The sequence below is a fragment of the Dyadobacter ginsengisoli DSM 21015 genome, assembly GCF_059568735.1.
On sequence record NZ_JCANTY010000030.1, the window covers coordinates 1 to 1,247 of the forward strand.

2 protein-coding genes are annotated in these 1,247 nt (G+C 45.6%); both read right to left on the reverse strand.

The features are described 5' to 3' along the window. Positions 1-4: 4 nt before the first annotated feature. Entirely contained in the window at positions 5-871 is an 867-nt protein-coding gene (locus BP71_RS37845) for an IS3 family transposase (RefSeq protein WP_496387117.1), read from the reverse strand. Next, entirely contained in the window at positions 868-1,197 is a 330-nt protein-coding gene (locus BP71_RS37850; RefSeq protein WP_496387115.1) for a transposase, read from the reverse strand. Before BP71_RS37850 ends, BP71_RS37845 begins: the two co-directional genes overlap by 4 nt. Between the last annotated feature and the right edge of the window lie 50 nt (positions 1,198-1,247).

Below are 1,247 nucleotides of genomic sequence, written 5' to 3' on the forward strand. Positions count from 1 at the left end.
ATTCTCATCCAGTTTGCCGATAGTATTCAGCCTCGAAGGCAGCTGGATTCAGATAGTTTAAAGAAGAATGCAGCCTTCTTGTATTATAATATCCGTCGATGTATTCAAATAGGACGGCCTTCAATTTTTCTAGGCTCTCATATCCACCTTTCGGCATATTCAGCTCCGCCTTCAGTCTGCTCCAGAACGACTCGACCCACGCATTGTCGTAGGGATCATCGGCCCGAGACATACTCTGATTCAACTTAAAGGTCTTAATCGTTTTTTTCATCTTGTGCGACAGATATTGCCCCCCACGATCCGAATGTACAATCATACCCGGCTTTACCCTTCGTCTCAAGACAGCCCTTTCCAATGGCTCCCGGACAAGGCTTTCCTGCATATTATCATCCAACTGCCAGCCAATCACCTGCCGTGAGAATAGATCAATCCAGACACATAAATATGCCCATTTACCACCTCTTAAAGGCATGTAAGTGATATCCGAAACCCACACACAATTAGGCTTGCTTGGCTTGGGCTGACCCAATAAAAGATTAGGGCACACCCGTTTTCCATGCTTACTATCCGTGGTCCTTGGAACAAATTTCGGCGGCTGAATGGCTCTTAAACCCTCTTTTCGCATTATTTCAGCAACTTTCCGGCGACCGATTTTTATCCCCCTTTGTTTCAAGGATTCCTTAATGCGTCTGCTACCATATCGTTTCAAATTTCGGATAAACTCAATCCGTACCTCATGCTTTGGCCGATTATATTTTTTGTCCGCATTATGGCTTTCCCCTCGCCGATAGCGGTAATAAGCCGTCCGACTAACCTCAAAAAGTGAGCATAAATAATTGGTCTTGTGCGTCCGAGAAAGAGAGTATATCAGCTCATAGACGTCCCTGAGTCGGACTGGCTCAAAAGACCTAAGGCTTTTTTTAGGATTTCGCGGTCGGTTTTTAGGCGTTCATTTTCAGCCCGTAGTTTAGCAACTTCCGCAGCCAGTTTCGCTGCTTTGTCGTTGCGATCTGCTTCGCTATTCGATTTTGTCTTTTTTGTTGCCATTCTCTTCCAACGATAGAGAAGATTCTCGGCAATTCCAAACGCCTCCGAGATTTCCTTGGCGCTCCTGCCGGAAGCCAGCATTCTGGTCATTTCCTGTTTGAACTCAGCATCGTAGCTTTTGCGAGTTTTTACCGATTTGGGGTCTTTCATTTTGCATCATGTTGTGCAAAAATGTGTGCCGATTTTCGGAGCCACCTCAC

What these genes read in the sequence shown, in the direction of transcription:
- BP71_RS37850 (WP_496387115.1), bottom strand. Translation starts at nt 1,197, where the DNA reads ATGAAAGACCCCAAATCGGTAAAAACTCGCAAAAGCTACGATGCTGAG.